20 protein-coding genes are annotated in these 24,447 nt (G+C 62.5%); 7 read left to right on the top strand and 13 right to left on the bottom strand.

The features are described from left to right. The 5 genes from ABEA02_RS04220 to ABEA02_RS04240 all read right to left on the bottom strand — a co-directional run. Positions 1–2,151, bottom strand: a 2,151-nt coding sequence (locus ABEA02_RS04220) for a DUF4347 domain-containing protein (RefSeq protein WP_345531602.1), incomplete at its 3' end; no start/stop codon positions are given. Positions 2,152–2,169: 18 nt separating this feature from the next. Next, positions 2,170–3,054, bottom strand: a complete 885-nt coding sequence (locus ABEA02_RS04225; protein WP_345531603.1) for an efflux RND transporter periplasmic adaptor subunit — start codon at positions 3,052–3,054, stop codon at positions 2,170–2,172. A 20-nt stretch (positions 3,055–3,074) separates the two neighbouring features. Continuing rightward, entirely contained in the window at positions 3,075–5,039 is a 1,965-nt protein-coding gene (locus ABEA02_RS04230) for a preprotein translocase subunit SecA (protein ID WP_345531604.1), read from the bottom strand. 2 nt (positions 5,040–5,041) lie between these two features. Beyond that, positions 5,042–7,219 (bottom strand): efflux RND transporter periplasmic adaptor subunit, encoded by a 2,178-nt coding sequence (locus ABEA02_RS04235; protein WP_345531605.1) that lies wholly within the window; start codon positions 7,217–7,219, stop codon positions 5,042–5,044. A 12-nt stretch (positions 7,220–7,231) separates the two neighbouring features. Then, positions 7,232–8,656: a GAF domain-containing protein gene (locus ABEA02_RS04240; RefSeq protein WP_345531606.1), complete on the bottom strand. Its 1,425-nt coding sequence runs from the start codon at positions 8,654–8,656 to the stop codon at positions 7,232–7,234. Between the two features lie 351 nt (positions 8,657–9,007). On the opposite strand from ABEA02_RS04240, the gene ABEA02_RS04245 reads away from it, so the two are divergent. The 4 genes from ABEA02_RS04245 to ABEA02_RS04260 are packed head-to-tail and all read left to right on the top strand — an operon-like array spanning position 9,008 to position 14,047. Next, a complete protein-coding gene (locus ABEA02_RS04245; protein WP_345531607.1) occupies positions 9,008–9,946 on the top strand; it encodes a sugar kinase in 939 nt (312 codons plus the stop codon). Positions 9,947–10,005: 59 nt separating this feature from the next. After that, complete coding sequence (locus tag ABEA02_RS04250; protein WP_345531608.1) at positions 10,006–10,974, top strand: hypothetical protein; 969 nt, start codon at positions 10,006–10,008, stop codon at positions 10,972–10,974. Positions 10,975–10,998: 24 nt separating this feature from the next. Beyond that, positions 10,999–12,495: a tagaturonate reductase gene (locus tag ABEA02_RS04255; RefSeq protein WP_345531609.1), complete on the top strand. Its 1,497-nt coding sequence runs from the start codon at positions 10,999–11,001 to the stop codon at positions 12,493–12,495. Between the two features lie 37 nt (positions 12,496–12,532). Further along, positions 12,533–14,047 carry a UxaA family hydrolase gene (locus ABEA02_RS04260; RefSeq protein ID WP_345531610.1) on the top strand — a complete coding sequence of 505 codons (1,515 nt, stop codon included), beginning with the start codon at positions 12,533–12,535 and terminating at the stop codon, positions 14,045–14,047. Positions 14,048–14,083: 36 nt separating this feature from the next. On the opposite strand, the gene ABEA02_RS04265 is transcribed toward ABEA02_RS04260, so the two are convergent. From ABEA02_RS04265 to ABEA02_RS04275, 3 genes are all read right to left on the bottom strand, one after another. Then, positions 14,084–14,437 carry a hypothetical protein gene (locus ABEA02_RS04265; protein ID WP_345531611.1) on the bottom strand — a complete coding sequence of 118 codons (354 nt, stop codon included), beginning with the start codon at positions 14,435–14,437 and terminating at the stop codon, positions 14,084–14,086. Between the two features lie 309 nt (positions 14,438–14,746). Further along, positions 14,747–16,390 carry an electron transfer flavoprotein-ubiquinone oxidoreductase gene (locus ABEA02_RS04270; protein WP_345531612.1) on the bottom strand — a complete coding sequence of 548 codons (1,644 nt, stop codon included), beginning with the start codon at positions 16,388–16,390 and terminating at the stop codon, positions 14,747–14,749. A gap of 114 nt (positions 16,391–16,504) precedes the next feature. Further along, positions 16,505–17,146, bottom strand: coding sequence for an arylesterase (locus tag ABEA02_RS04275; protein WP_425584662.1), 642 nt, complete (start codon positions 17,144–17,146; stop codon positions 16,505–16,507). Between ABEA02_RS04275 and ABEA02_RS04280 the strand changes: the two genes are divergently transcribed. Next, positions 17,145–17,828, top strand: coding sequence for an ABC transporter ATP-binding protein (locus tag ABEA02_RS04280; RefSeq protein WP_345531613.1), 684 nt, complete (start codon positions 17,145–17,147; stop codon positions 17,826–17,828). The two genes, ABEA02_RS04275 and ABEA02_RS04280, sit on opposite strands and share 2 nt — an antisense overlap. Here ABEA02_RS04280 and ABEA02_RS04285 read toward each other — a convergent pair. The 4 genes from ABEA02_RS04285 to ABEA02_RS04300 all read right to left on the bottom strand — a co-directional run bounded on the left by ABEA02_RS04285 (position 17,825) and on the right by ABEA02_RS04300 (position 21,077). Beyond that, on the bottom strand, positions 17,825–18,520 hold the full coding sequence (locus ABEA02_RS04285; RefSeq protein WP_345531614.1) for a fumarylacetoacetate hydrolase family protein: 696 nt from the start codon (positions 18,518–18,520) through the stop codon (positions 17,825–17,827). The two genes, ABEA02_RS04280 and ABEA02_RS04285, sit on opposite strands and share 4 nt — an antisense overlap. 11 nt (positions 18,521–18,531) lie before the next feature. Beyond that, positions 18,532–19,458, bottom strand: coding sequence for a hypothetical protein (locus tag ABEA02_RS04290; RefSeq protein ID WP_345531615.1), 927 nt, complete (start codon positions 19,456–19,458; stop codon positions 18,532–18,534). A 23-nt stretch (positions 19,459–19,481) separates the two neighbouring features. Beyond that, entirely contained in the window at positions 19,482–20,057 is a 576-nt protein-coding gene (locus ABEA02_RS04295; protein ID WP_345531616.1) for a LemA family protein, read from the bottom strand. A gap of 99 nt (positions 20,058–20,156) precedes the next feature. Further along, entirely contained in the window at positions 20,157–21,077 is a 921-nt protein-coding gene (locus tag ABEA02_RS04300; protein WP_345531617.1) for an HDOD domain-containing protein, read from the bottom strand. A 247-nt stretch (positions 21,078–21,324) separates the two neighbouring features. Here ABEA02_RS04300 and ABEA02_RS04305 point away from each other — a divergent pair, with 247 nt between their 5' ends. Together ABEA02_RS04305 and ABEA02_RS04310 are read left to right on the top strand one after the other, a co-directional pair. Continuing rightward, entirely contained in the window at positions 21,325–22,314 is a 990-nt protein-coding gene (locus tag ABEA02_RS04305; protein ID WP_345531618.1) for an oxidoreductase, read from the top strand. A gap of 41 nt (positions 22,315–22,355) precedes the next feature. Then, positions 22,356–23,492, top strand: coding sequence for a diguanylate cyclase (locus ABEA02_RS04310; protein ID WP_345531619.1), 1,137 nt, complete (start codon positions 22,356–22,358; stop codon positions 23,490–23,492). A gap of 95 nt (positions 23,493–23,587) precedes the next feature. Here the strand turns inward: ABEA02_RS04310 and ABEA02_RS04315 are convergent, their stop codons facing one another. Further along, the gene (locus ABEA02_RS04315) at positions 23,588–24,268 is read right to left on the bottom strand and encodes a PEP-CTERM sorting domain-containing protein (protein ID WP_345531620.1); all 681 of its coding nucleotides are present in this window, start codon (positions 24,266–24,268) and stop codon (positions 23,588–23,590) included. Positions 24,269–24,447: the final 179 nt, after the last annotated feature.

The raw sequence follows: 24,447 nt of genomic DNA on the forward strand, positions 1-24,447 counted from the left end.
GATGTTGCGTGTGTTGCTGCCCGTCGTCGAACCATCATTGACCGTGAAGGTGACGGTGCGTGTGCTGGTGCTCGGGTTGTCCGAGGTGTTCTGGTAGGTGATGGAGCGCAGCGCGGTCTGGTAGTTGGCGACGGTCGTTGTGCCGCTGAGTGTCAGTACGCCGGTGGTGGCGTTCCACGAACCCGTGATGCCCAGCTGGTTGGTGAAGGCCAGCACGTCCTGCGATGAGCTGTAGTTGCTGCTGATCGTGATCGTCGCGCCGGTCATGTTGGTGGTGTCGGCGTCGGTGATCGTTAGCGCGCTGTCGATGACTGTCGCTGCGGCGTTCTCGGTGTAGCTCAGCGTGGTGCCAGTCGTCGTGACGACCGGCGCGTCGTTGACGGCAGCGACACTGATGTTGCGTGTCGCGGTGTCTGTGGCGGTACCGTCACTGACCGTGAAGGTGACGGTGCGCGTGCTGGTGCTGGGGTTGTCCGAGGTGTTCTGATAGGTGACAGAGCGCAAAGCCGTCTGATAGTTGGCGACAGTGGCTGAGCCGCTCAGCGTGAGCGTGCCGGTCCCCGAGTTCCATGAGCCGGTAATGCCGTTCTGGTTGGTAAAGGCCAGCACATCCTGCGCGGAGCTGTAGTTGCCGGATATCTGGATCGTGGCACTGCTCAGCGTGGTGTTGTCGGCGTCGGTGACGGTCAGGCCGGTGTCAATCGCGGTGGCCGCAGCGTTTTCGGTATAGCTGAGCGTCGTGCCGGTCGTGGTCAGGACCGGCGCCACATTGGGCGCCGCCTTGAGCGACACGCCAGTTGCAGCCCATTCGCTGCTGGTAATGGTCCAGCTCATGGTGACCGAGGCCGCGCCGGCTTCGGTGCTGCTGCCACCCCATGCGTCCGCCGATGCCGTGCCGTTGCGTAGTGACCACAGTTGAGTCTGCCCGGCGCCGACGGTTGACGTCGTGTTCTGGCGCGATGCGACAACGTCGATGACCAGTTCGCCGGTCGCGGATGACACGGCGAGGCTGGCCGTGCCGCTGCTGCCATCAGCGGTGGCCACGGTGCCGAAGGTGGTGGTCTGGTTTACGTTGAAGAAGCTCGATGCACCGGCGACGAATTCGTGCGTTGTGGGCAGGGTGACGACAACGTTGGCCGTGCCCGCCGTGGGGCTTTTCAGGTACCACAGCTCCGCCGTCACAACGCCAAGGGCATCAGTGACCGAGCTGAGCTTGGTGAGCGCGACACCACCATAGGTGACTGACGAGGCGCCTGCGTTGTAGCGCAGCGAGACTTCGACGATGAGGATGCCGTTGGAACCGCTGCCTACAGTGTGTGCGAAGCTCAGGCTCGTGGAGCCAAGCGTGGAAGTAGCGGCCGAGCTGACGGCGTCTTGCACGATGGCGAGTGTACCGTTCCAGTTTTGCTGGGTCGCTGCATCGACAACGACAGCCGTTTCGATGGCGCCGTGACGGTATTCCAGGGTCCAGTCACCGCCTTGTGTCGCGTTGCCGGTGAGGTCGTCACTGGCGGCGATATCGGCACCGGTCAGTGCGGCAAGCTGGTCGGCGAGCGCGACGCCAGCGTCGTTGGCGGTGAGGTTACAGCCGTACAGCAGGATATCGGCCTCGCTGTTGAGGGCGTTGCTCCAGCCGCTGATTTCTGCCGAGCGCGCCTGCAGGCTGGCGGCGTCGAGACGGGTGCTGCCGAGCTGTAGCGCCCCGGCCGTGCCGTGGGTGATGAAGTGCAGGGCGGAGAGATCGGTGCGGCCCTGTAGCGCGGCGCTGACGCGCGCGATGCCGTCTTCGCCCGGGTTGAGCGTAACGACTTCTATGTCGGGGCGAGTTTCCTGCAGGTTGCCCAGCAGTTGCTGCCAGTTTTCGACCGAGGTGTCGACGAAGACGATCTCTGCGATGCGGTTCTGTTGCTGCGTGGTATCGGCGGTGGCTGCGGCATGGTTGTCGACAATGCGGACTTCGGCACTATCGGTTTCGAGCAGGCCTGGTGCGATGTCGGCAGAGTAAAGAAGACGGGCTTCAACCTCCTGAATGACGGCGCGGCGGACAATGGGGGAGGCGGGGTTGAGAGGGACGGCCGGGCGCGCAGGCTGGGGGCTCAGGAGCTTCCCGACAGCCTGTTTGAAGCGCGTACCGAAATCCCGATATCCCATTCCTCTTCCGTCATGCGATCAGTTGAATGCCACCTTGCAGCGCAGCCCTGACGGCACATTGCCCGGGTTGGGCATTTCGAGCCGGACGCGGAAGGTGTTGCTCGCTGCGTCGATGACCGGATCGACAAGCACTACCGCGGCCGGGCTTTCCTTCAGGCCGGCCAGTTCCGGCAGCACCTTGACCAACTGGCCGGGGCGAATGCTGTTGAACCGGTTGGCCGGTGCAACGACTTCCACGCGCAGCGGGTCGATCTGCACGATCTTGAGTATGGGCTTCTGTTCGACACGTTCGCCTGCCGACAGGTAACGATCCACCACGACGCCGTTGATGGGCGAGGAAATAGTGCGCAGTCCGAGCTGGGCTCTGGCCACTTCGACGTCCTGTTTGGCCGTAATGCGCATCTCCTGCGCCTGGGCGTACTTCATGGCCGCGACTTTGGCTTCGGATTCCGCCTGGTCGAGCGCCTGTGGTGAGATGAATTGCTTTTCGTAGAGCTCGCGCGCGCGCTCGGCCTTCTTCTGGGCGAACTCGTAAGCGGATTTCGCTGCAGCGACTTCAGCACGGTTTTCGTAGCGCTGCGAGGCTGCAGCGAGGGAGGCACGCTCGACCTCATCGGTCAGCTGGGCGACAGCCTGGCCTTTCTTGACGCGGTCACCGCGTTCCACCAGCACCTTGCCCAGCACGCCGGTGACCGGCGTACCGACTTCGGCTTCGGCCGAGGGCATGAGCAGGCAGCCCAGCAGATCCTCGCGCGCAGGGCGGCTGGCTGGGCGTTCCGCAGCGGGGGCGCTGGCGGCCTGGACGGGAGTGGCCTGTACGGTGAACAACGTAAGGGATGCAATGAGGGAGGGCAGGGGGCTCAGGCGCAAGGTTCGGTGCAGGGCTCGGTGCAGTGTGGTCATCATCAGGCTCATTGAGAACGCTATTCCGCAGGGCGGCCGAACAGCAGCTGCTGGCGTGCTGTTTCGTCCTGGCTGCGCAAGCGACGACGCGCCTTGCGGGCGCGTGCGTCTTCACGGGATTGCGTCAACCCGGCAAGGGCTCTCGCAACGGGTAACGGCAGTTGGCCGCGGGAATTGAGGATTGCGCCGAGAAGCCGACGGACGGCAGCAGGAATGGTTCTGCCCAGCAGCCCTTCATCGAGTGACAGGCAGGTCTCCGCACTGCCGCGTTGCCCCTGGCGGCCGGCGCGGCCATGCAGCTGGCGGTCGATGCGGCGCGAGCTGTTGTGCTGGCAGGAAATGACGTGCAGACCGCCCAGCGCGGCGACGGCGGTGTCGATGTGGATGTCGGTGCCGCGGCCGGCCATGTTGGTGGTGACGGTGATTGCGCCAGCGTGGCCGGCGCGCGAGACGAGTTCGGCTTCTTCGCGATCCTGGCGGGCGTTGAGCACGCGGTGCGGCAAGCCCCGGGCGGCCAGCAGACGGCTCAGCAGCTCCGAATCGCGGACCGAGTCGGTGCCGATCAGTACCGGTTGGCCCGTTGCGTGATGTTCAATGATTGCGTCAATGACATGCTGCCAGCGCGCTTCACGTCGGGCATAGATGACAGGTGGCGTGACGCGCAGCTGGGTGGGCTTGTGCGGGGGGATGACCACCACGGACAGGCCGTAGACCTCCAGCAATTCGCGACGCGCTTCACGCAGCGTGCCGCTGAGGCCGCCGATGCGGTGGTAGCGCGGGAAGAAGCGCTGGAAAGTGATCTGCGACAGCACGCGGGTAGCGGGTGTCGGCTTGCAGCCTTCAAGAATTTCCACCATCTGCTGCAGGCCCTTCGACCACGCGCGACCTTCGGCAACGCGACCACTATTGGGGTCGACGATGTGTACCTTGTCGTCGCGCACGATGTAGTGTTCATCGCGACGGTAGCGGTGCAGGGCGGTGAGGGCCAGCGTGACAAGCTCGCGGCGGTACATGGGGACGGACCACAGGGCGGCGTCATTGGCATCCGCCATGGTGTCGACGATGGCTTCACCGGCAGGCAGCAGCTGACAGCCGTGCGCCGCGGAAGCGAAGTGCTGTCCAGTTTGCAGCTCGCGTGCGATCTGCAGTGCCAGCTGGCACAGGGCGATCTGCTGCGGGTCGGCACAGGACTCCGAGAGGATGAAGGGCGTCATGGCCTCATCGATCAGCACGCTGTCGGCTTCGTCGATGACGGCCATGCACAGGCCGCGCAGGACACGTGTCGAGGTTCCCGCGTCAGTCTCTGCCGTGGTTGGCGATGGCGACAAGCGATCACGCAGGTAGTCGAAGACCAGTTCCTTGGCACTGCAGTACGTGACATTCGCGGCGTAGGCTTCGATGCGTTCATCGCGCTTGTGGGTGGCGCCAACCGATGACACGCGCAGCCCCAGCAGGCGATAGAGCGGACGTAGCTGGTCTGCGTCGCGTGCGGCGAGGTAGTCGTTCGAGGTGATGACATGCACCGGCACGCCGGCCAGCGCAGCCGTGGCCGCTGCCAGCGCCGTCGCGAGCGTCTTGCCCTCGCCGGTGGGCATCTCTGCCAGCTGGCCACGCAGCACGGCGAGTGCGGCCATGATCTGGTTGTCGCGCAAGTTGTGGCCGGTCACGGCACGCACGCAGACCAGCACGCCGGCCATGCAGCGCAGGGCGGCATCGGATTCGAGGCCGTCACGCCCCAGTTCCGCACGCGCGATGTTGATGGCCTGCCGCAATTGCATGCCTGGCATGGGGGGCATCGCGGCGAGGTGTTTGCGCACGCGGGCAAGGTCGCGTGCCAGCGTACGTTGGCGACTGTGTAGCGACAGTGCCGTGTTTTCGAAACGCGCCCGCAGTGAGGCCAGCAGCGGTGGCAACGCAGGGGATGACGTGCTCTCAGGGTAAGGACCGAACAGCGGGCCGGGGAGAGCGAGGACAGGCTGGCGCATGATCAGGGCAGGCTGCCTGGAAGCGATGCGGGCATGTCACCCGGGTGAGCGCCGAGCTGTTTGACGAACAGCTGGCGGAAACGCCGCGAGAACTGCATGGCGATGGTTTCGGGCGGATGGTCGAAACGCACCCAGGCGCGACTGCCGATGCGCTGCAGGTGCTCGCCGGGAACTTCGACGTCGACGAGGAAGAAGGATTCGAGCGTGCGCAGGCCTTCCTGGTCGGCCGGGTCGGTCACCATGCGGCCGCCCCCACGGTCGCCGAGCACGATGCTGGGCAGCTGGAAGCTTGCCGCCGGCGTGTGCTTGACCAGACGTGCGGTGAGCTCCTTGTCGCGTGCTTCGGCCATGCGCACTTCGACGCCGCGCACGTCTTGTCGCAGCTGCTCGATCTCGGTCTGCTCAAGTGCGGTGCGGATCACCACGCGATCTGGCGAGACGACGTGTGCGACCTGCGCGCCCCGGGCCAGGAAGCGGCCCGGCAGGTCTTCCGGGCGCAGAATGGCGAGACGGCCGTCTGCCGGGCTGCGGACGACGAGCCGCTCGATGCGCTCGTCAAGCTCCTGCAGGCGCTCGTCCAGTTTGCCGAGTTCTTCGCGCAAGGCGACTGCGGTGCCGGGTTCGTTGATGAGGGCGCCACTGAAGGCGATCTGCAGGCTGTTGCGACGCGTCTCCATCTGGATGCGCTCGGCCTCCAGCTCGCGATTGCTGAGGCGCAGGAGTGCCTGCCCCGTCTTGACGGTATCGCCTTCGCGCACCATCACTTCGTCGACGAAGCCTTCGGTGTCGGCACGCACGACAGCGTCATCCGGCACCCACACGACACCTTCAGCATGGGTACGCGATGGCAGGGGCAGAACGCCGATTACGCCGATGAGGGCCACCAGCATTGCGGCGAAACCGAGCAGGGCGCGTGGCCGGTGCGCTTCGATGCGCGGATTGGAAAGCACCAGTTGCGTGAGGCCGACCAGTGGCCGGATCAGGTAGCGCCACAGCAGCCAGGCGGCCATTGCACAGCCCAGCAGCAATTGCTTGCTGAGCAGCCAGAAAAGCATGCCCGCGTACAGAACGATGCGCCAGATGAAGGCGGCGATGCCATAGCTCACCAGCAGGCCACGTTGCGTGTCGGTGCCCGGAGGCCTGCCCAGCCCTGTGTTGCCGAGAATCCAGCGTTCGCCGAGATAGCGTAGCCAGGCATCGGAGCGGGCCGCGAGTCCCGGTACTTCGAGCCAGTCAGTGAGCACGTAGTAGCCGTCGTAACGCATCAGCGGATTGGCATTGACCAGCACGGTCGACAGGCCCCCTATGGCCATGCAGGCAAACGCAATGTCGCGCACCCAGCCGTCGGCAACCAGCAGCCAGACGCACAGTGCGAGAAAGGCGATGCTGGTCTCGGCAATCACACCCATGGCGCTGACCAGCATGCGCTGGTACTTGTCGGGGAAGGCCGAGGCCGCCGAGGCATCGACGTAGGGTACGGGCGTCAGCAGAAACAGCGTGGCGCCAACTTCATGCACCTCGCCTTGCCAGTGCCGGATGGCGAGTGCGTGCGCCAGCTCGTGGATGAACTTGATGACGGGATAGAGCAGCCAGACAAGCAGCAGGTTGCGGGGTGACAAGCCGTTCACGCTGGCGAAGTTGCTCAGGTCTGCAGCGTTGACGCTGGCGAGCGTAATGCCGATCAGCATGGCAAGAGCCCACAGCCACAGCATGTAGCGATGGAACAGGCTTTTGATCAACGGCATCAATGCGTCCAGCAGTGGGGTGGGGTCAAACAAGGCGACGCGCAGCGCCATGGGGTTGAGCGGATTGCTGGCGCGACGACGACGGTCAGCGACGTCGAAGATTCCGCCGAGGTCGGGCGAGTACTCACTCTGGATCATGCCTGCCGAACTGAGCTCGGACAGGATGGCGAGCACCTCGGTCTGGGAGGGGGCCTCGGTACCCATCTGGCGGACGAGGCCGTCCCAGATCTGTTGCACGGACTGACGTCCGTCGAGGCGTCCGACGACCTGGTAGCCCAGCGAATTGACGCGGAACTGGCGCGCGCCGGTGCTGCTGGTGACGACGTACCATTGCTCGCCGCGGAACACCTGCCGGCGGACCTGCGCGGTGCTGACCAGGCGCGGGTGCAGCTGCGCAGCGCGGTACCAGTAGGGGCTGAAAAGGGATTCGGCCATCGGCGTGCTCCCTCAGCCGGCGATCCGCCACAGCTGGAAGCGCAGCCACTCAAGCAGGCGTCCGCCGAGCTGCTGCGCCAATGGCTGCGGCTTGAGGTCAATACGCACCACCCCCTCCAGGCCGGGGCGAAGTCCGGGCATTCCGTTCTCAAGCAAAGCCTGGACTTCGAAAACGTTGTGCCCTTCGACGAAGCGCGCCAGCGGTGTAATGCGTTCGATCTTCACGTTGAGCTTTTCGTAGGGCATTGCCGACAGCGTCAGGCGTCCGCGCATGCCGGATTGAATGGCCTGGATATCCCGGTCCTCGATCTGCAGCACGATGCGGAAACCATCATTGGGGGCCAGCGTCATTAGCGTATCGCCGCGCTTGATGGGGGCTCCGATCTGCTGCTGCAAATCGCCCTGGATGACCAGGCCATCGAAGGGCGCTGTGATCTGCGTGCGCGACAGCTGTTCTTCTATGAGATCGAGCTGGGCGCTGGTTTCGTCAACACGCGCCTGGGCCACGACCATGCGGGCGCGGTCCTGGCGTGCGAAAGCGTCCGCATGTTCGCTGCGGAAGCGGGCAAGTTCGCTCTCCAGCTTGCGTTGCTGGGTGCGCAATTCCTGGTCGGCAAGCTGGAGCAGGGGCTGGCCCATGGTCACCGAGTCGCCAGGGCGCACGAAGACTTCCTTGATGAAGCTGTCGATCGGTACGGTGACGCTGCGCTGGATCAGGCCTTCGAGTCGCGCAGGGGCCGTAACGTTGGCGGGCACTGGAACCAGGCTGAGACTACCGAGGGTCAACAGCAGGGTGAAAGCGATGGCCTTGGTCTTATAGTGGCCGCGCGAGACGAGGTTGCGCAGCGTGCCGAACAGGTCCCGCTTCAAGCGTGCCCAGGCCGAATCCTGGCTGCGCTGTTTGAGAAACAGCACCGCGCCAACGCTGATGGCCAGGGTCTCGAGGGACTGGATGTCAGTGTTCGGCCAGAGGCGTTTGTGCTCGCGGATCAGGGTCAGGGCGCCGACCACCCGTTGTTCGGCAATCAGGGGCAAGGTCAGCACCGACTCACCGATACCTGCGCTGGCCAGATCGGCGTGCATCAGCGTAATGCGGGGCGGATCGTCTTCTTCGGGCGGAAAGCGCAAGGTAGCGGCCTGGTCTACGGTTTCGTCCATGGCCGCAGCGACCAGGCGTGACAGGCGCAACTCGCTGCGCAGATCGGCTACGCCGGACCAGGCAGCCAGACGGCAGCTGCTGCCGTGCAGCATGCCGATGATCACGTGATCGCATTCGTAGCTGCGCGCGATTTCACTGGCAACAGCCGTCGCCGCCACTGCGAAGCTTTGCTGCGCCAGCGCCAGACGAACGAAATCCAGCGTCGGCGGACGCTCAGGCTTGCGCTGTGGCGGTTCACTGCTGACGATGGAAAGGCTGCTTACAGGGTTCGGCTTCATCCGCGTTTCGACAATTCATGTTCTTGTGCAGGGTGCCGCAGCACGAGTCGCCATTCCGCTGTCCCGGACGGATGCCCGGGAAGTCTCCGGGCGAGCGACACGTATCACTTTCGTGCTAGACCATTCTACACTTCGGCAATCGAATCAACGGCACACGCATGTGTTTGATTTAGAGTGATTTTCGAATAAATACGATAGATGTGACAAAATTGTTGGCGCATACCGGCAAGGCACACATTTTTGCGGACTGACGCGCTTACGCGAGTCGGTAATTTGCCCAAACCGGGGTTGCGCGACCGCCCTCAGTGGCATCATCCCGGGTTCCCCCCTCCTCCTAAGCTCGAATAACGCATGAATTCCCAATGTCGAATCGCCCTGTTCGGCGAGTGCATGATCGAATTGCGCGGCCAGATGTTTGGCACGATGCAGCAGAATTTTGGTGGCGACACCCTCAATACTGCGGTCTACCTGGCCCGTCTGGGGGCTGACGGAGGCGTCAAGGTTTCCTACGCGACCCAGCTGGGGCGTGACGCCTACAGCGAGGCCATGATCGAGGCCTGGCGCAAGGAAGGCATCGATACGCGCATGGTGCGTACCGAGGAAGGCAAGATGCCCGGCCTCTACACCATCCAGGTCGATGACCAGGGCGAGCGTACCTTCTACTACTGGCGCGACATGAGCGCCGCCAAGGACTACTTTGTGGACAACCCTAGTCCGCTTGAAGCCCACATCGACGAACTCGACGCGTTGTACTACAGCGGAATCAGCCTCGCCGTGCTGCCCGAGTCAGGCCGTGAGCGCCTGTTCGCGATCATCGAGAAGCTGCGCGCACGCGGCGGCAAGGTTTTCTTCGACAACAACTTCCGCCGTCGCCTGTGGGCCAACGACCCGGACGTGACGCACTGGTTCGACCGCGCCTTTGCCAATGCCGACATGGCCATGATCACGCTCGAAGACAATGCCGCCCTCTATGGTCTCGACGAAGAGTCTGCACTGAGCCACGCCTTCTCGCTGAGCTGCGATGAAGTCGTCATCAAGCGTGGTGTGGACCCGACCATGGTGCGCGTACGTGGCTTCGACCCGGTGATGGTTCCCACCTTCAAGGTTGACAAGGTCGTCGACACCACCGGAGCAGGCGACTCGTTTGCCGGCGGTTACCTGGCGGCACGCCTGCAAGGTCAGACCCCCGAAGTTGCTGCCCGTTCGGGCAACAAGATCGCCTCGATCGTCGTGCAACATCCCGGCGCAATCATTCCGCGCGAAAACATGCCGGTGTTCTTCTTTGGTTGATCAGAAGTGCTGTGGCGGGACTTTTCGGCGATGGTTATTGACAACATTGAGGGAAGAAAATGAAAAAAAACTGGGGTCGAATGCTCCTGGCAGCATTGCTGCTGGGTTCGGGTTTGAACAGTCAGATGGCCGGAGCACTTGAGTTCAAGGTGCAGGGCGACATGCTGAGTGTGTCGGGGAATTACGCTTACGGGGACAAAGATAAGTTGCGCACGGCCTTGGCTGACGGCACCGTCAAGTATGTGGTTCTGTATTCTCCCAACGGGGGCTGGACTGACGGCAAAAGCCTGTATGAAGTAATCAGTGCAGCGAATGTCACGACGGTCGCCTTTGGGCACTGCAGTTCAATTTTGTGCGGCATGACATTCTTGGGCGGAACAGAGCGCCGCTTGGCGTACTCCGAGCGCGGCGCCGTCCATTCGGTTGGCTTGGCGGTTGCCGTTGGAAATGCGGTCATTGAAGGCGATGTTGGCGTCACCCTGGATATGACTATGGCGTGGTGGCGCGACCATACCAAACTGAGTACGGGTTTTCTGGCCCGGAATTCCGGTGATACCGGGCTCTTTGGACGGATCATGTTCTTTCCTCCCAATGTCTCTCCCACCATCGGGCGGGTATTGCGGTGCAAGTCACGCCTGTCAGTTGATTGGTGTGATCAGCTGTCTGGTGTCGATGCGCTAACTGGGGGCATCCTGACCAGTGACGAGCCGTTCAAGGACAGCCGTTTGCCCGACGTGCAGGACTTGAAAACTTTGCCGGTGGCGACCAGGTTCGCGGCATTGCGCGACGATCCACCACTTGATTTCTTGTCAGATGAGTGCCAATCCGAGTATCGGACATTTCTGAAGACGGACAAACCGCGTGCTTTCGCCGTGAACAACGACGGAACATGTTTCGCAACTCATTCGCTGTTTTATCGCCCCTACTCGGACGCCCTGAGCCGTTGCAAGGCCAAGAGTAAGGACAAGACTAATTGCGTGTTTTACGCAGTGGATGATCAGGTTGTTTTTCCCGTGGCGAAGAAGTAAGTCCACTACCGACAGGAGTCAGCATTGGCTGTATTGAACAGGGAAGTATTGGGGCTGCGTTCTGGCGCTGCTGGTGAGACGAGCGGCAGCGCTGTACGTGTCCTGCAAATCGGCGACGGCAATTTCCTGCGCGCCTTCGCCGACTGGATGTTCGATCTGGCCAATGAGGCCGGCGTCACGAATCTGCGTGTCACGCTGAGCGCCGCCCGCGGGCCCGGCGTGATTCCGCAGCTTGCTGCGCAGGATGGTTTGTTCACGGTTATCTCGCGTGGTGTGCTGGATGGTGCGGCGGTCGATCAGCGTCACGTTGTGCGCTGCGTTGACGAGGTCATCGATCCCTCGACGAACTGGACTGCAATGCTGGCCTGTGCGGTGAAGCCGGAGCTGCGTTTCGTTGTCTCCAACACGACCGAGGCCGGCATTGCCTACGTCGAGGAAGAGCTGGTGCACGACATCGTGCCGAAGAGCTTCCCGGCCAAACTGGCAGTCTTGCTGTGGTCGCGTTACCAGAAGCTCGGGCCGGCTGCGCGTGGTCTGATCGTGCTGCCCTGCGAGTTGCTGGAGCAGAACGGAGCCAAGCTGCGTCGCTATGTGCTGCAACACGCGACGGACTGGTCTCTGCCACCGGAATTCCTCGCCTGGGTGGAGCAGCAGAATCACTTCCTGAACACGCTCGTTGACCGCATCGTGCCGGGCTTTCCGTCAGCGGATGCCGAAGCATTGCAGGCGCAGCTTGGCTACAGCGACGCCATGATGGTGGCGGCCGAGCCATTCCACCTGTGGGTCATCGAAGGGCCTGCGGCGCTGGAGGCCGAGCTGCCGTTGGCGAAAGCCGGGCTCAAGGTGCTGTGGACGGACGATCTGCAGCCTTTCCGTGGCAGCAAGGTGCGCGTGCTCAATGGCGCGCATACGGCCAGCGCGTTGGCCGCTTTCGGTGCCGGCATCGACACGGTCAAGGGCATGATGGACGACGCCTTGTTCGCGCGCTATCTGAACACCTTGGTGTTCGACGAGATCGTCCCCTTTGTGCCGCTGGCCGAAGATGAGCGCAAGCGTTACGCAGCAAGCATCCTGGAGCGCTTCGAGAATCCGCACATCCGCCACGAACTGATCTCGATCTCGCTGAACTCGGTGTCGAAGTGGCAAGTGCGTGTGCTGCCGACGGTCAAAGACCATGTGCGCAGCAGTGGCAAGGCACCGCGCCTGCTGGCGTTCTCGCTGGCTGCGCTGCTGGCCTTTTATCACGGCAAGCTGGACGCCACGGGCACTTATGCCGGCGAGCGCAACGGTCAGCCGTACCCGATCAAAGACAACGCCGAAGTGCTGACCATCATGGCCGAAGCCTGGCGGAACTGGCAGCCAGGCGGCGATGTCGGACCACTGGTGAAAGACCTGCTTGGTGATGCGCGTCTGTGGGGTGAAGATCTCAGTGTTCTGGGGGATCTCGCTGCACAAGTCACGGCTGCGCTGGGCCGTATCAAGGCCGAGGGCGTGCGCGCTGCGCTGACCGGTTTGTTGTAACAGGCGCCCGGTCAGGGCTGTCTGCAAGGAGTCAAGAATGTCCAAATCTGCTGCCATCCGTCTGCATGAAAATGACGACGTGATCATTGCCACCCAGCAACTCATGCCAGGCAACACGCTGGCCGAGTTCGACGTCGTAGTGGCCGATCTCGTGCCACCCGGTCACAAGATCGCGACCCGCGCGATCAAGGCCGGCGAGCCGGTACGCCGTTACAACCAGATCATCGGTTTCGCGAAAGCCGACATCGGAGCTGGCAAGCACATCCACGTGCATAACCTGGGCATGGGTGAGTTCGAGCGCGATCTCGCTATCGGCCAGGACAAGCACGACACGCCGCCCGCTGCGCAGCCGGCGACTTTCATGGGCTACAAGCGCCGTAACGGCAAGGTCGGTACGCGCAATTACATTGCCATCATCGCTTCTGTGAACTGTTCGGCGACGGTGGTGCGCAACATTGCCAACCACTTCACGCCACAGCGTCTGGCCGAGTATCCCAACATCGACGGCGTCATCGCTCTGGTGCATCAGACGGGTTGCGGCATGAACAGCGCGGGTGAGGGCATGCAGATCCTGCGTCGCACGCTCAATGGTTACGCCGTGCATGCCAATGTGGCTGGTGCGGTGTTCGTCGGTCTCGGCTGCGAGGTGGCACAGGTCGGGCCGATGGTCGCCGAGCTGGGCAGCATGGAGCCCGGCATGTTGCAGACGCTCAATATCCAGGACCTGGGGGGCACCTCGAAAGCCATCGAACGCGGTATCGAGCAGGTCACTGCGATGTTGCCGGCTGTGAATGCCTACAAGCGCGAACCGGTGCCAGTCAGCAACTTGATCGTTGGTCTCAATTGTGGTGGGTCGGACGGTTACTCCGGCATCACGGCGAATCCGGCGCTTGGTGGCGCGGTAGACATGCTCGTTGCACATGGCGCGACCGCCATCCTGTCGGAGACTCCCGAGATCTACGGCGCTGAGCACTTGCTGACGCGTCGTGCTTCAAGCAAGGATGTCGCTGACAAGTTGCTGGCGCGCCTCGCCTGGTGGAAGGACTATACCGCCCGCAACGGTGGCGAAATGGACAACAATCCCTCCGTGGGCAACAAGGCGGGCGGGCTGACGACCATTCTCGAAAAATCTCTCGGCGCTGTGGCCAAGGGCGGCACGACCAATCTCAACGCCGTGTACGAATACGCTGAGCTGGTGACTGCCAAGGGCTTCGTGTACATGGATACGCCGGGTTACGACCCGGTGTCGGCGACGGGACAGGCCGCGGGCGGTGCGCAAGTCATCTGCTTCACGACCGGGCGCGGTTCTGCCTTCGGCTGCGCGGGTGTGCCGACGATCAAGTTCGCCACCAACAACGTGCTGTGGAACCGCCAGCGTGACGACATGGATGTGAATACCGGCGACATGCTGGACGGCGTGACCATGCAGGAAGTCAGCCAGCGCATCTTCGACGCCATCATCCGCCACGCCTCGGGTGAGAAGACGCGCAGCGAAGCGCTGGGCTACGGGCAGGATGAGTTCCTGCCCTGGCATGTCGGCGCTGTGATGTAAGTCCATGCGGGAGGCGGCGCCTCCCGCTGTCGGGCCTCAGGGCGCGCCGACCACGTGCAGGCCGACGATGGGTGCTTGCATCGCAGGGGCTGTGCGGGATTGACCCCAGCCCAGTCGCGACAGCAACTGCAAGACGATCTGATTGGCCTGGTGCCGCGACAGTGTGTCCGGCAGGCTCAGCGCATCTGGCCCTACGATTTCACGGAAGGCTGTCGCCCGGCCGCCTTGTGTGGTGTAGAGGTAGAGGCCGCGACCCTGCCGGTCGGTGCCGATCATGCCGTCACCACTCCCGCTGCTGCTGCCCTGAACCCAGAAGGTCCAGCGAGGCAACTTCCCGTCGCGGCAGTGGCTGGTTGCTTCAATGAAAAACCCTGCTTGCTGCATGTCCATGTCTTCTCATCGTTGTTTCCAACGATCCCTCCTTTGGTGGCGTTTGTCCGTTCGACGCATTCCACAGTGACTCGGGTCACTTGCGTTGCGTGAAACCATCCTTGCATCAATCGCCGACGAAAGGCAGTCAGAACAACTAATTCAGCGAGAGGTTTGTCACGCTCGCGACAGGGCTTTCGTGGCAGACAGGGCAAGCCCTGAGAGAAGGAAATCACGCTGTGGGAACCCGGTCACAGCGAAAGTAGAACGATCGGTTGAAGTGGGCCGGGCGGATCTGGAGGGGTGTTTGAAATCGCCCTGGCCCGCCACTCACATCTCGTTATAGATCGGTCCCTCGCCGCCCTGCGGCGCCACCCAGGTGATGTTCTGGGTCGGATCCTTGATGTCGCAGCTCTTGCAGTGCACGCAGTTCTGCGCGTTGATCTGCAGGCGCGGTGTGGCCGGCTCGCCGTCGCGCACGATTTCATAGACGCCAGCCGGGCAATAGCGTTGCTCGGGCGCGGCGTACTCCTCGTAGTTGATGCCGATGGGCACGGCCGGATTGCGCAACTGCAGGTGGCAGGGCTGGTCTTCGGCGTGGTTGGTGTTGGACAGGAAAACCGAGGACAGGCGATCGAAAGTCAGCACGCCGTCGGGCTTGGGGTAGTCGATGCGCTTGTAGTGCGAGGCCGGCTTGAGCTTGAGGTGGTCGGCCTGGTTGCGCAGTGTCCAGGGCGCCTTGCCGCCGAACAGTTTCTGTTCGATACCGAAGGCCAGCGTGCCCAGCCACAGGCCTTTGCTCATCCAGGGCTTGAAGTTGCGCGTGCTGTGCAGCTCGCTTTGCAGCCAGCTGGAACGTACGAGGGCCGGGTAGTCGCTGAGTTCGTCCTGACGACGCTCAGCACTCAGCGCCGCAAACGCGGCTTCAGCGGCCAGCATGCCGGACTTGATTGCCGTGTGCGTACCTTTGATGCGTGCGGCATGCAGAAAGCCGGCGTTGTCCCCGATCAGCGCGCCGCCGGGGAAGGTGAGCTTGGGCAGCGATTGCAACCCGCCCGCCGTCAGCGCGCGTGCGCCGTAGGCCAGACGCTTGCCGCCTTCGAGATGCGTGCGCACCACCGGGTGCGTCTTGTATCGCTGCATTTCTTCGAATGCCGACAGCCAGGGGTTGCTGTAGCCCAATCCCAGCACGAAGCCGACGGCCACACGGTTCTCGCCGTAGTGGTACAGAAAGCTGCCGCCATAGGTACTCTGGTTCAGCGGCCAGCCTGCTGTGTGCATCAGGAGGCCTGGCTGATGTTTCTCTTTGGGAATTTCCCACAGTTCCTTTATGCCCAGACCGTAGGTTTGCGGGTCGACACCTTCGCGCAGCTTGAAGCGCTCTTCCAGAGAACGGCCCAATTGCCCGCGACAGCCTTCGGCGAACAGCGTGTACTTCGCCAGCAAGGCCATGCCGGGCTGGAAGTTAGGTCCTTCGCTGCCATCGTGCAGGCGCCCCATATCTCCGGTGGCGACACCGATTACGCGACCCGCGTCGTCGTAGAGCACTTCGCTGCCGGCGAAACCGGGGTAGATTTCGACCCCCAGTGCTTCGGCTTGCGTACCGAGCCAGCGCACCAGCTGGCCGAGGCTGCCAATGTAGTTACCGTGGTTGCGTAGCGCCGGCAGCATCGCGAAGTCGGGCACCTGGAAGCTGCCGGTTTTCGTGAGAAACATGAAGCGGTCTTCGGTGACTGCCGTAGTCAGGGGTGCGCCATCAGCCTGCCAGTTCGGCAGCAGCTCGGCGAGTGCCTTGGGGTCGATGACCGCACCGGACAGGATGTGCGCGCCCAGCTCGCTGCCTTTCTCGATGAGGCACACGGAGAGTTCGCGGCCGGCGTCGTTGGCGAGTTGCTTGAGGCGGATCGCTGCGGCGAGCCCGGAAGGGCCGCCGCCTACGATCAGCACATCGAATTCCATGGATTCACGTTCCATTATTTTTCCTGGCGTTTTGGTCTGGCTTGGTCAGGGCCGGATATTGCGACGGGATGAGGCGTTTGTGGAGTCGGCTATGGGTTAGGTGTCCATAACCGCCCATGTGAGGCGCCGCTATTTGAGCAAGGGCTTGAGGGCGGGCCAGACGATGTCGAGAATCATCGGCTGCGCTTCGGCCGTGGGGTGCAGGCCGTCGGCCTGGATCAGCTCGCGTCTTGTCGCAATCCCGTCCAGCAGGAAAGGCACGAGCGCGATCTTGTGGGTTTTCGCCAGATCCGCAAAGCTCGCGTGGAACTTCTGTGTATACGCTTGTCCGAGGTTGGGCGGCATGCGCATGCCCAGCAGCAGCACTTTGGCTCTCGATGCCTTGGCGGCGCTGATCATGGCATCAAGGTTTTCATTCATGGCTTTCAAGGACAGACCACGCAGGCCGTCGTTGGCGCCGAGTTCGAGAATCACGATTTCGGGTCTGGTGCGGGCCAATTCCGCAGTAAAGCGTGAGCGCCCGCCCGCGGTGGTTTCACCGCTGATGCTGGCGTTGTGTACGGTGTGCCGGTAGCCTTCGCGCTGCAGTTTTGCGCCCAGCAGTGTTGGCCAGGCTTTCTGCTGGTCGATCCCGTAACCGGCCGACAAACTGTCGCCCATCACGAGGATGCCAGCGGCATGGGCCGTGGCGCAGCAGAGCAGTGCCGCCAGCAGTGTTGCGCAGCGTCGGAGAAAGGCGCTGCGCCAGATCAAAGGGAAACCGTGCAACATGAATCGTGAGATCTCCGTGGTATTGCAAGCAGAACAGATCGACAAGACCGTGGCACTTGCCGATGGCGGTACGCTGACCATCCTGCATGACCTGAGCCTGTCGGTGCAGGCGGGCGAGACTATTGCCGTGCTGGGCGCTTCCGGGTCCGGGAAGTCTACACTGCTTGCCTTGCTCGCCGGGCTGGACGTACCGAGCTCCGGTCGTGTCCTGCTGATGGGCCAGGACCTGTTCGCCCTGGATGAAGATGCACGGGCCGGCTTGCGCGGCAAGTCCATGGGCTTTGTGTTCCAGTCCTTCCAGCTGCTGCCGGCACTGACGGCGGAAGAGAATGTGATGATGCCGCTGGAGCTGGCTGGGCGTTCCGCAGCACGTGAGACGGCACAGCGCTGGTTGCGGCGTGTAGGCCTCGGCGAGCGCCTGCATCACTATCCCAAGCATCTATCCGGTGGCGAACAGCAGCGCGTTGCGCTGGCGCGCGCCTTTGCCATGCAGCCGGCCCTGTTGCTCGCCGACGAGCCAACCGGCAACCTCGATGCCGCAACCGGCAAGCAGATCATCGAGCTGATGTTCGAGCTCAATCGCGAAGCCGGTACGACATTGATTCTTGTCACGCACGACGAACTGCTGGCAGCGGCCTGTGGCCGCCAGATCCGGCTGCGGAACGGACGTGCAGTTTCCTAGGCTTGCGGGCCGATGCGTGTGGTAAGCGTGCCGAGTCCGGCGATCTCGCCGACCAATACATCACCCGGTTGAACCGGCCCGACACCGGCAGGTGTGCCGGTCAGGATCAGGTCGCCGGCCGCCAGTTCGAACTGCTGCGACAGCGTGGCAATGATGGCGGGCACATTCCAGATCATTTGTTCGAGCGTTGCGTCCTGCCTTGTCTGGCCGTTCACCGTCAGGTGGATGCGACCTGTGGCGACGTGGCCGACATCTTTCGCAAGATGCAGCGGGCCGCAGGGGCAGGAGTGGTCGAAGCCCTTGGCAACATCCCATGGCTTGCCCTTGTCGGCGAGTGCGCGTTGCAGGTCGCGGCGTGTCATGTCCAGAGCCACGGCATACCCGGCAACGTGGCTCAGCGCTTCGCTTTCCGCAATGCGGATGCCACCGGAATGCAGACCTACGGCAAGCTCCAGCTCGAAGTGATAGTTCTGCGTAGCGAGTGCATAGGGAATGGTCTCGCCGTCCTGCACGATGGCGTCACGCGGCTTGGTGAAGAACACCGGCGGCTCCTTCTCGTCGTTGCCCAGCTCGCGGATATGGTCGAGGTAGTTGCGGCCCACGCAGTAGATGCGGCGCACGGGGAAGCGGCGCGTATCGCCCGCGATGGGCAGGCTCACGGTGGCGGGGGGCGAGACAAGATAGTCGGACATGGTGGTTTCCTTCAGAACAGCCCCCGGTTGATAAAGCCGGTCCGGGCGAGAGCGGCGAGGCCTGCACAGGCCAGCAGGAACAGGGCCGTGTGCAGACCGCACCAGGCTCTGTGGGGAAAATTGAGGCGCCAGGGTTTGACGGCGGAGACGATATACGGGCGGGAGCCTGTTGGCTTGCGCACGACGTGCACACTGGCGGCCTGATCCGCTTCGATGCGCTCACGTCGTGCTTCTTGCTGGGCCGCTGCGCGGGCCTGCTCCCATTCTGTCTCGCACAGTTCGCCGTCACCATTGGTGTCGAAGCGTCGCAGAAGTTCAGGGCGGTCCAGCTTCCAGTCGGCGAGGATGTCGCGCACGGCTTCGCGTTCGCTGCGCGTCAGGCTCTCGCCGTGCAGGGTCCGGAAGTCGCCGAGGACGAACAGGGTTTCGCGATCCAGCAGGCACCATTGCGTGACGCGCTGGTCGCCGCGGATTTCGCAGTCCCGATGTGCAGGATGGAGTTCGGCCCCGGCCGGGTCGATGGCACAGGTTCCAGTGTCATCTTCCAGCAGGAAGCAGGCCTCGCTTTCTTCGTCGGATACTTCATGCCAGTTGTCATCGCGGCGCTCTTCGATAAGCACGCGATACCAGAGCACGGGCAAGCCGTTGTAGGGCGACAGCAAGGGCAGGCCGCTTAAAGGGCGACCTTGTCCGCGCAGGGCTACAAAGCCTTGTGCGGCGCTGGCAACGCGCGAGACAGGCGTGTCACCGATCTGTCTCAGTATGTAAAGGGCACGCAGCCAGCCAATGGCGCTCGATAGACCCAGCGCCAGTGCTGCCAGCCAGGCCGATGCGCCAGCGGGCTTCCAGCCAGCCAGCGCGATGCAGGCGATCTGGAAACACAGCAACAAGGCATGGAAGCGCAGGCGGTTGCCCGGCGCAAGGCGAATCGTGAGCACGTGCAGCGTGGCGGGGCGAGAGATCAGCCCTTGAACAGGGCTGCGATGTCTACGTCGCTCTTTTCGTGGCTGGCGAACTCCAGCAGACCGGCGCTCTGAAAGCCGAAGATGCGCGCAATGACCAGGTCAGGGAACTGTTCGATGCGCACGTTGAAAATGTTCACCGACTCGTTATAGAGCTCACGCCGGTCCGCGATGCCGTTTTCCAGCGTGGTGATGCGCGCTTGCAGTTGAAGGAAGTTTTCATTGGCCTTGAGGTCCGGGTAGGCCTCCGCCACCGCGAACAGACGTCCGAGGCCGGCGCGCAGCGCGCCCTCGGCTTCTCCCAGTGCGCCGATGTCCTGCTTGCTGCTGGCGGCTTGCACCTGGTTGCGCGCAGCAATCACGCGCTCCAGCGTTGCAGCTTCGAAGTCGCGGTACTGACGGCAGACCTCGACGAGCTTGGGCAGTTCGTCGTGGCGTTGCTTGAGCAATACGTCGATGTTGGCCCAGGCCTTGGCCACTGCGTGCTTGAGCTGGACCAGCGCGTTGTAGACAAAGACGCCATACAGCACGACCAGGACAATGACGCCAAGAAACACGGCTGCACGAGTACTCATCACGATGCTCCAGCAAAAGTGTGCGGTGAACGGTGTGTGGCGGAGCTGCCACCTGACCGACTTGCGATGAAGTGTAAGGCCAATCACGAGCGCGGCGGGTCAGGTGCGGGGATCGGGCAGCGGGATGAAGTCAGGAGCGGGGGACGCGGCTGCTTGTTGTTGCGGCGCAGGAGGCGACGTAACAGGGCGTACCGTCAGCGCATCCTTTGGCACGTCGAGGCGGTGCAGCAACTGTTCGTGGCCCATGTGGATCAGGTCACCGATGGCGGTGAAGTCGTCGGGCAGGGCCGGATCGTTCCAGCCATTCGCTGAATGGCGGGCAAGGTTGTTGGCCAGCACGACGTTGCGCACACGGGGGTTGTTGGCGTGGTCGTCGTCCATCAGGGTAATCAGTAGCTCAGGCAGTCTCCAGGCCTTGACGAGGGCCAGCTGAAGGTCGTGCATGGTGACGCCGAGGACAGCTTGTTGTGCTTTGGCGCTACGTAATCCCGGCGTACGTTTCTGTTCCGCTTTGATGCGCAGCATCAGGGCCGGGGCAAAGCTCCAGCACAAGACTTCGGCCGCGTCGTGCAGCAAGGCGCCGACGGTGACCTCGTCGACATCCAGATCGTGACGGATGATGGCCCAGTCACGTGCCCAGTGCGATGCGTTACGCGCGCGATTGATGACTTTGATGACACCCAGCAGAGCCTGGGGATGAGCCTGAAGCTTGTCTTCGACGCAAGGCAGGTTGGAAAACTTGCGAAAGAACGGGGTGATGCCCAGCATCATGATGGCCCGCTCGATGGTCGTGATGTCGTGATTCTGTGCGCTGCGCCGCGTCGCTTCGATATGGACAAGCACGCGCAGGGTCATCAGTGGATCCTGCAGCACGACAGCTGCCACCTGACGGCCGCTCACGCTGTCTTCGTTCGCCGCAAGCTCCGATAAGGCGCGCACGGTTTTGCGCAGCACCGGTAATTCGGTCTGACTAAAGTAGGCGATGTAGCTGTCGATACTTTGAAGCGGAGCTTCGATCATGGTGCGGCAATGTCCGGACACGACAATCTCTTCTACGGCCCAATTAGCCTTGAGCTTGAGCCCCGCCTGATCTGGATTGCGGTGAAGCCCCTGCACAGCAGCGCGTCGTCACCTGGCAGGCCCTGACTGTTGCCAGAACAGCACTTCAGGTTCTGGGTTGCGGCGCCGCAAGTCCGAAAACCTGATTCTTGCCCGAAAGGGTATGTCTATAATCCTGCGCAACCTCGGAATTCGAGCCGGAGTCGGAGTGAAGTCATTCAAGGCGTTTCTCGTGGAGCAGGACGGTGCAGCCGTCAGAGGTCGCTTCGTTGAACTCGACGAAACCAGACTGGATGCTGGCGACGTGCTGATTCGCGTTACCTGCTCAAGTGTCAATTACAAGGACGCCCTTGCCGCGACAGGCCAGGGCCGCATCATCAAACGTTTCCCCTGCGTTGGTGGCATCGATCTGGCCGGTGAAGTGGTCAGCAGCGCTGCCCCGCGCTTCCGCCCCGGCGATCGGGTGCTTGCCACCAGTTACGACCTGGGGGTCGCTCACCACGGCGGCTATTCTGAATATGCCCTTGTGCCGGGAGGCTGGGTCATGCCCTTGCCTGCGGGGCTGAGCGATTTCCAGAGCATGGCGCTTGGTACCGCCGGGCTGACCGCTGCCATGGCCATCAACCGCATGGAGGACAACGGACTCAAACCCGAGAATGGTCCCGTGCTGGTTTCAGGTGCCACGGGGGGCGTCGGCTCTCTCGCTATCGACATGCTTGCGGGTCGTGGATACGAGGTTGTCGCGCTGACCGGCAAGCCGGAGCAGAGCGAATGGTTGTGCAGACTTGGGGCATCTCGTGTCATGCTGCGCAGCGAACTGCCCAGGGAAATACGCCCGCTCGACAAAGGGCTCTGGGCAGGCGCCATCGACAATCTCGGTGGCGAGGTTCTGAGCTGGATCATCAGCAGCAGCAAACCGGGTGGTGTAATTGCCAGCATCGGTCTGGCTGGGGGAACGGATCTTCATACTACGGTCATGCCTTTCGTGTTACGTGGCGTATCGTTGATGGGGATAGACTCAGGTTATGCTGGCTTTGCTGTCCGGGAACGCGCCTGGTCGCGTCTGGCGGCGGATCTGCGCCCCCGGTGCTTGGATACGATTGCGCTGGAAGAACCGTTTGAAAACCTGCCACGGATCTTTGACCGGCTGTTGGCCGGACAGGGACATGGGCGGGTAGTAGTGCGGATCAGTCACTGAAGTAGAGGCGTCTTGAAAATGCCTGCAGGAGAGGACAAGCAATGACCGAAGTGGCCGCACAGTTGCCGCGCATCCTCATCGTGGACGACTCGCGCATGGTTCGCGCGTCGCTCATCAAGCAGATCCGCGACAAGTTCGACGTCCGTGAAGAGGTCGATGGCGAAGCCGGCTGGCAATCGCTGCTGCTCGACCCGACTATCGAAGTCGTGATTTCGGATATCGGCATGCCACGCCTCGATGGTTTTGGCCTGCTGCAAAGGATTCGTGGTTCTCGTCTGGCACGGGTGAATAGCCTGCCCGTGCTGATCATTTCGGGCGAAGACGAGAACGAAGCCCGCATGCGCGCTCAGGAACTGGGCGCCACTGACTTCATTACCAAAGGCACGCCGCGCGTTGAGCTGCTGGCGCGTCTCGAAGCCTTGGCCAAATTGGCTCAGACCCGCCGCGAACTTGAGCAAAGTCGCGAGCAACTCGTGCGCCGCAATCGTGGTGATGTCAGTGTGATGGTCATAGAGGTCGATCACTATGATCGCCTGTGCGAAACCTACGGTCACAGCGTCGGCCAACTGGTTCACCGCAAGCTTTCCAAGCTGCTGTCAGCCAAGGTCCGTAAGGAAGATACGATTGCTCATCTGGCCGAAGGTCAGTTCGCGGTGATCTCACCCTCAGCCGATCTCGACGCCTGCGGTGCCTTTGCCTTGCGGCTGCGCCGGGCGATCGAAACCATCGTCATGACTTACAAGGAGCATCGCATCCGCGTGAGTCTGACCGTCGGCCTGGCAAGCGCGCATGGTGACGCCTCCGTGTCGCTGGAGCATCTGTTGCAGACGGCTGCGGCTCGCGTCGCTGACGGCCGCAAATTGGGTGGTAACCGCGTGGTGTCGGAGTCTGGTGAGGTTACGACCGAAAACGTCGGGCGCTTCAGTCGTCTGGCCGTCAGCGTCGACCACGCCCTGACCCAGATTCGCACAGGCAGCGGTGACGAGGCGCGCAAGCGTCTGCGCGAACTGACCCAGACCCTGATGCCTTTGCTGGAGATGATGGAGGCCGAATTCCATCTCGGCATCCCGCTGCTGGAGCTGAGTGAAAAGGCCCAGATTACCAACATCGATATGCATACCGCTGCTTCAACCAGCACGGTTGGATCGCGAACTGTCTGGCGTACTGGCGCGGGTTGAACCCCAGCCGGACCGGCTGGCTGAGTTGCTGCAACCGGTGCTACAAAAACAAAAAAGGACCCGAAGGTCCTTTTTTGTTTGGGTCGAAACCTAGATCAGGCTTGACGACGGCGCAGAGCACCCAGACCCAGCAGGCTCAGACCAACCAGAGCCAGCGATGCGGGTTCAGGGATGTCGGCGCTATCAACCGACAGGTCCAGACCGGCGCTGCCGGTGATGACCATCTCCAGAGCGGTGATCGAGGTCAGGTCAGCGGCGCCCAGCAGGTTGCTGAAATTCACGCCGTATTGACCAATGGCGTCACCGTGGAAGGTGTAGGACGACACGGCTGCGCCGGTGTAAGCCTTCAGGGTGATGTCGAAGCCGCTGGCCAGATCCAGGAAGGTCACGTTCACGATGAATGTGTTGCCGTAGCTGGTCAGGTCAAGGCCGCCGAGGCTGGAAGCGCCCAGACCGCCGTCCCAGCGAACGGTGCCGACGCTCGTCACGCCGGGTTCGTTGCCGTATTGCAGCTTGCCGGCAGCAACCTTGATCGTGGCGTTGGTATCAGGATCGCCACCGGTCTTGTCGATGATGAGCTCGCGGTACCCGCCGAGTGCTTCCGCGGCTGCGACTTCGTTGCTGACGGCGGTGAAGTCCGAGACGCTATCGTAGATTGCTGTTGCGGGGGTGTTGCCTTGGGGGGTCGTGAAAGAGTCGATCACGAGCACGGCGTTGGCATTGAAGCTCATTGCGGTAACAGCTGCGGCGCCGAGCAGTTTCAGAGTGGTCTTCATCGAATTGCTCCTGGTTGATTTGACTTTGGGATTCTGGCGACCCGTTTCCGGATCAGCTGGACGACTAGAAGCTAGATGTGTGCCAGTGTTTTAAATCCATGCAAAATCAATGGTTTGATCTAATTTTTGCGGCTGCGGACAGTCTGTTGCTCAGGGCGGTGTAAAAAAAGTCGACCCCC

This window comes from Viridibacterium curvum (assembly GCF_039544165.1).
In the GTDB taxonomy this organism is placed as follows: Bacteria; Pseudomonadota; Gammaproteobacteria; order Burkholderiales; family Rhodocyclaceae; genus Viridibacterium; species Viridibacterium curvum.